The organism is Candidatus Methylomirabilota bacterium (assembly GCA_035936835.1).
Classification (GTDB): domain Bacteria; phylum Methylomirabilota; class Methylomirabilia; order Rokubacteriales; family CSP1-6; genus AR37.
Map to the genome: position 1 here is coordinate 1 of DASYVT010000145.1, position 5,323 is coordinate 5,323.

Here is a 5,323-nt window from a genome sequence, read left to right on the forward strand (position 1 = left end):
CCGTCCTGGTCCACGAGGGCGACATCGTGAAGGAAGACTCGCCGCTCCTCGAGGTCGAGACCGACAAGGCGCAGGTCCAGATCCCGTCGCCCTTCGCCGGGCGCGTGAAGAAGATCCATGTCCAGCCCGGACAGACCGTCACGGTCGGCCAACCGCTGGTGAGCTTTGCAGATGCAGCCGGCGCGCTCGTGGCGCCGGCGGCCCGGCCCGCGATGGCGCCACGCGTCGACGGCGGGCCGGTTGCCGCCGCGCCTTCGACGCGGCGTCTCGCGCGCGAGTTGGGTGTGGACCTTCAGGCCGTGCGCGGCACGGGCCCGGGGGGCCGCATCACGGACGACGACGTTCGCGCGAGCGCGGGCAAGCCCCCAGGCGTGAGCAAACCCCCAGGCGCTCCCGCGGCGCCCGCGCGTGCCGCCGCTCCCTCGGGCCCGGCCAAGCCGCTGGCACGCGTGGGGCTCGAGCCGCCGCCCTTGCCGAAGTTCGAGCAGTGGGGGCCCGTCGAGCGCCAGCCGCTCTCACACCTGCGCCGCACCATTGCCGAGCGCATGGCGCTGTCAGCCGCGCTGATCCCGCACGTGACACATTTCGACAAGGCCGACGTCACCGACCTCAACGCGATCGTCACGCGAAGCTTCGAGGCGGCCAAGCAGCGCGGCATCACGCTCACGCTCACGAGCTTCCTCCTCAAGGCGGCGGCGCTGGCGCTTCACGAGTTCCCGCAGTTCAACGCGAGCCTCGATGCCGGGGCGGGGGAGCTGATCCTCAAGCGCTACTGCCACCTCGGCATCGCCGTGGCGACTGACCGGGGCCTCATCGTCCCGGTCATCCGCGACGTGGACACGAAGCCTGTCATGGACATCGCTCGCGAGCTTGCGGCGCTCGCCCAGCGGGTGCGCGACGGCAAGGCGGCGCTCGACGACCTCCGCGGCGGCACCTTCACGATCACCAATATCGGCGCGCTCGGCGGCACGGGCGCCATCCCCATCATCAACTACCCGGAAGTCGCGATCCTCGGCGTGGCGCGGGGCAGGGAGGAGCCCGTCGTGCGGGGCGGCCAGATTGTGGTGCGCATGATGCTGCCGATCACCCTGACCTTTGACCACCGCGTGGCCGACGGCGCCGATGGCGCCCGCTTCGCCCACGCCATCATCCGCCGCCTCGAAGCGCCGGAAACGCTCTTCGTCGAGTGGTAGGCTTCAGGCCTTGGTCTTCTTCGTCCGACGCTTCTTCCGCTTCGCGGCCGAGTACTCGGCGATCCGCTCGGCGAGATGGGAGATGAGCTTCTCGTCAGCGACCACACTGCCCTTGCCCGGGGGTGGGCTGCCCTCCATGTACTCGCGCAGCGCCTGGTTGATCTGGGTCTGGTACGGCGGTTTTCCCCGCTTGACCGCGCGGGCCTTGAAGAACTTCAGGATGTCGTTGTCGACGAAGATGGTGATACGCACCTTGATGTGGCGGTCCAGTTGGTCGGGAGGCGGCATCTTCTTCCAGTACTCCGATCGCCACGCCTTGGAAAAATCATATTCCTTCCTCATAGTCCCTCACCTCGCGCCGCGTGGCGCGTCTCGATGAAATGATGCTGTGCGAGTATATGTATAGAATACATACTTCGTCAAGGTCGTACACATGGTGATGGGCGACCTGGTCACCGAGGTGGACGTGGCCGTGCTGGGCGGCGGGCCGGGTGGGTATTCGGCCGCGTTTCGTTGCGCGGAGCTGGGGCTGGAGACCGTGGTGGTGGATGCGGGCAAGCGGCTGGGTGGGGCGTGCCTCTACGAAGGCTGCATCCCGTCCAAGGCGCTGCTCCACGTGGCGGCGGTGATCGGCGAGGCTGAGCGCGCGAGGGAGTTCGGGCTCGACTTCGGCGGGCCGCGCATATCGCTTGACCCGCTCCGCAAGTGGAAGACCGAGCGCGTCGTGGGCAAGCTCTCCCGCGGCCTCGCCTCCGTGGCCAAGGCCAAGGGCGTGCAGGTCATCGGCGGCCGCGGCGCGTTCGAAGACTCGCGGAGCATCCGGGTCGGCGGCGACGAGCCGCAGGTGCTGCGCTTCAAGCACGCGATCATCGCGACGGGGTCGCTGCCTTCACGCGTGCCGGGGCTCGACCTCGAGAGCGAGCGCATCATGGACTCGACGACCGCGCTCGAGGTGCCCGAGATTCCCGACCGCCTGCTCGTCATCGGCGGCGGCTACATCGGCCTCGAGCTTGGCCAGGTCTACGCGGCGCTCGGCAGCCGCGTGACCGTCGTCGAGATGACCGACGGGCTCCTGCCTGGGGCCGACCGCGATCTCGTCCAGCCGTTGGCGCGCCGCTGCGAGAAGCTCTTCGCCGCGATCCATCTCAAGAGCAAGGTCACCGCCCTCAAGGAGTCGGGCAGCGCCCTCGAGGCGAGCATCGAAGGACAGGAGCCTCAATCCTTCGACCGCGTGCTGGTCGCCGTCGGCCGCCGAGCGGTCAGCGACGGCCTCGGTCTCGAGACGACCAAGGTCAAGATCGGCGAGCGCGGTATGATTTCCGTGGACGAGCGCTGCCGGACGGCCGACCCGCATATCTACGCGGTGGGCGACGTGACGGGCGACCCGATGCTCGCGCATCGGGCCATGCGCCAGGGCAAGGTCGCTGCGGAGGTCATTGCGGGGCGGCCGTCGGCCTTCGACAATGCCGCCGTGCCGGCCGTTGTCTTTACCGATCCGGAGGTCGCGTGGTGCGGCGTCATGGAGGCCGAGGCCTTGCGCACTGGCCGCGCGGTCAAGGTCGCGAAGTTCCCCTGGGCCGCCTCGGGGCGCGCGGCGACCATCGGGCGCTCCGACGGCCTGACCAAGCTCATCGTGGACGCCGCGTCCGGGCGCGTGATCGGCGCGGGCATCGTCGGCCCGGGGGCGGGCGAGCTGATCGCCGAGGCCGCGCTGGCCATCGAGACCTCCGTCACCGCCGAGGACCTGGCATCGACCATCCACGCGCATCCGACCCTTTCCGAAAGCCTGATGGAGGCGGCCGAGAGCCTCCTCCATGGAGGAGCCAAATGAGTGACCTCGTCACGTTCGACAAGCAGGGCAGCGTCGGCGTCATCACCGTCAACAACCCGCCCGTCAACGCGCTCTCCCAGGGCGTCCGTCAGGGGCTGCTGGACGGCATCGCCAAGGGATTGACTGACGCCGGAGTTGCCGCCCTCGTCATCATCGGCGGCGGGCGCACCTTCATCGCGGGCGCCGACATCCGCGAGTTCGGCAAGCCGCCCCAGCCGCCCGACCTCCACAGCGTCCTCGCCGCGATCGAAGGCAGCGGGAAGCCCGTGGTGGCGGCCATCCATGGCACGGCGCTCGGCGGCGGTCTCGAAGTTTGCCTCGCCTGCCACTATCGCGTCGCCGTCGCCGCGGGGCAGGTGGGGCTGCCGGAGGTCAAGCTCGGGCTCCTGCCGGGCGCGGGTGGCACGCAGCGATTGCCTCGGGTCGCGGGAGTCGAGGCGGCGCTCAAGATGATCGTGAGCGGCGACCCCGTCCGGGCGCCCAAGGCTAAGGAGCTCGGCATCGTGGACGAGGTCGTGGGCGACGACCTCCGCGCCGGCGCCGTCACCTTTGCCGAGCGCGTAGTGGCGAACAAGGGGCCGTTGAGGAAGATCTCGGCCATGGACGACAAGCTCCAGGCCGCGCGGGCCAACCCCGCGCTCTTCGATTCCTTCAGGAAGAGCATCGAGCGCGAGGCGCGCGGCTATCTCGCCCCCTTCAAGTGCATCGAGGCCGTCCAGGCCGCCGTCGCGCTGCCGTTTGCCGACGGGCTCAAGAAGGAGCGCGCGCTCTTCCAGGAGTGCATGGCCTCGCCGCAGTCCAAGGGGCAGATCCACGCTTTCTTCGCCGAGCGCGAGGCGACCAAGATTCCCGACGTGCCGCCGGGCACGCCGGCCAAGAAGATCGAGCGCGCGGCGGTCATCGGCGCCGGCACCATGGGCGGCGGCATCGCCATGAACTTCGCCAACGCGGGCATCCCGGTGACCGTGGTGGAAGTGACGCAGGAGGCGCTCGATCGCGGCCTCGCCATCGTCAGGAAGAACTACGGCGCCACCGTCGAGAAGGGGCGTCTTTCCCAGGCCGACATGGACAAGCGCGTCGGCCTGATCGCGGGCTCGCTCGACCGCGCGGCCGTCCGCGAGGCGGACATCGTCATCGAGGCGGTCTTCGAGGAGATGGGCGTGAAGAAGGAGGTCTTCGCCGCCCTCGACAAGATCGCCAAGCCGGGGGCCGTCCTCGCCTCCAACACTTCGACGCTCGACATCGACCAGATCGCCTCCGCGACGTCGCGCCCCGAGGCGGTGATCGGCACGCACTTCTTCAGCCCGGCGAACGTGATGCGTCTTCTCGAGCTGGTGCGCGGGGCCAAGACCTCCAAGGAGACCATCGCGACGTCGGCAGAGTTGTCACGCCGCATCGGCAAGGTGTGGGTGCTGGCGGGCAACTGCGACGGCTTCATCGGCAACCGGATGCTCCACCCGTATCTCCGCGAGGCGGAGTTCCTCGTCGAGGAGGGCGCGACGCCCCAGCAGGTGGACAAGGTCATCTACGACTTCGGCTTCGCCATGGGCCCCTTCGCCATGCAGGATTTGGCGGGCCTCGACGTCGGCTGGCGGATCCGCAAGGGCAAGGCCGCCACGCGGCGGAAGGACCTGCGCTACTCGCACGTGGGCGACAGGCTCTGCGAGCAGGGGCGCTTCGGCCAGAAGACCGGTGCCGGCTGGTACCGCTACGAGGCCGGCTCGCGGGCGCCCAAGCCCGACCCCGAGGTCGAGGCGGTAATCGCCGCGGCGGCCAAGGAGGGCGGCATCGCGCGGCGGACGGTCAGCGACGAAGAGGTCCTCGCGCGGTGCCTGTGGGCCCTCGTCAACGAGGGCGCGCGCATCCTCGAGGAGGGCATCGCGCTCCGCTCGAGCGACATCGACGTCACGTACCTCTACGGCTACGGCTTCCCGCGCTATCGCGGGGGCCCGATGTTCTACGCCGACCAGGTCGGGCTCAAGAAGGTCTACTCTGACGTGGCGGCCTTCCACACCCGGCACGGCGAGCCCTGGGCGCCGGCGCCGCTCCTCGAGCGGTTGGCGAAGGAAGGCAAGGGCTTCCGTGACCTCGGCGCCCGCTAAGCCCTTCGCGCACGGCGTTGGGTACTGGGTCAAGTTGCGAGCCAGACGAGGCCCGAGGGAGCCAGCGGCGCGAGGCGTACGTGGGTGTACGTTGAGCGTCGCTGGCGACCGAGAACGAAGTATGGCGAAGTAAATTGGCCCAGTACCTGGAAGCGGGTAGAATCGCGCCATGTCCGACACCGTGGCATCGCGGCTCG

At 69.4% G+C, this 5,323-nt stretch carries 4 protein-coding genes; 3 read left to right on the top strand and 1 reads right to left on the bottom strand.

All coding sequences use genetic code 11. The features are described from left to right. Positions 1 to 1,193: dihydrolipoamide acetyltransferase family protein (locus VGV06_12755; protein ID HEV2056022.1), on the top strand; the 1,193-nt coding region annotated here is incomplete at its 5' end. 3 nt (positions 1,194 to 1,196) lie between these two features. Here the strand turns inward: VGV06_12755 and VGV06_12760 are convergent. Continuing rightward, the gene (locus VGV06_12760) at positions 1,197 to 1,535 is read right to left on the bottom strand and encodes a BrnA antitoxin family protein (protein ID HEV2056023.1); all 339 of its coding nucleotides are present in this window, start codon (positions 1,533 to 1,535) and stop codon (positions 1,197 to 1,199) included. Between the two features lie 91 nt (positions 1,536 to 1,626). Here VGV06_12760 and lpdA point away from each other — a divergent pair, with 91 nt between their 5' ends. Further along, a complete protein-coding gene (gene lpdA, locus VGV06_12765) occupies positions 1,627 to 3,024 on the top strand; it encodes a dihydrolipoyl dehydrogenase (protein ID HEV2056024.1) in 1,398 nt (465 codons plus the stop codon). Beyond that, entirely contained in the window at positions 3,021 to 5,126 is a 2,106-nt protein-coding gene (locus tag VGV06_12770) for a 3-hydroxyacyl-CoA dehydrogenase NAD-binding domain-containing protein (protein ID HEV2056025.1), read from the top strand. The genes lpdA and VGV06_12770 overlap by 4 nt, the downstream gene beginning before the upstream one ends. Positions 5,127 to 5,323 lie beyond the last annotated feature (197 nt).

Coding starts and splice junctions, on each gene's coding strand:
- VGV06_12770 (HEV2056025.1), top strand. CDS start 3,021: ATGAGTGACCTCGTCACGTTCGACAAGCAGGGCAGCGTCGGCGTCATC.
- VGV06_12760 (HEV2056023.1), bottom strand. CDS start 1,535: ATGAGGAAGGAATATGATTTTTCCAAGGCGTGGCGATCGGAGTACTGG.
- lpdA (HEV2056024.1), top strand. CDS start 1,627: ATGGTGATGGGCGACCTGGTCACCGAGGTGGACGTGGCCGTGCTGGGC.